We start from the raw sequence: 323 nt of genomic DNA on the forward strand, positions 1-323 counted from the left end.
CCGGCGCAAATTTGGTTGGCCAGTTCAATCTGTTCCTGGCTGAGGTCGGCGTTTACAAACCGTTTAGGCTCCGTTGAAAACCGTTTAGCTGGCGTTGAGGACCGTTTAGAAACCGTTGAAAACTGTTTAGAATCCGTTGAGGAGCCCTGCCCTTCCCTGGGCAACCGTTTATCTACCGTTGGTAGCTGTTTAGCGTCATTTAGCAGCTGTTTTGGCTCTGTTGGCGACCGTTTAGCGTCCGTTGAAAACCGTTTAGAATCCGTTGAAAACTGTTTATCTGGCGTTGAAAACCGTTTAGACCGTTTAGCTAAACGTTTACAAAC

Annotated in this window: 1 protein-coding gene; it reads left to right on the top strand. The window is 47.7% G+C overall.

Features of this window, described 5'->3' with window-relative positions; all coding sequences use genetic code 11:
- On the top strand, positions 1-323 hold a 323-nt coding region (locus Q1A48_RS21510), incomplete at both ends, for a hypothetical protein (RefSeq protein ID WP_299948932.1).

The sequence above is a fragment of the uncultured Microbulbifer sp. genome (assembly GCF_947489355.1).
Taxonomy (GTDB): Bacteria; Pseudomonadota; Gammaproteobacteria; order Pseudomonadales; family Cellvibrionaceae; genus Microbulbifer.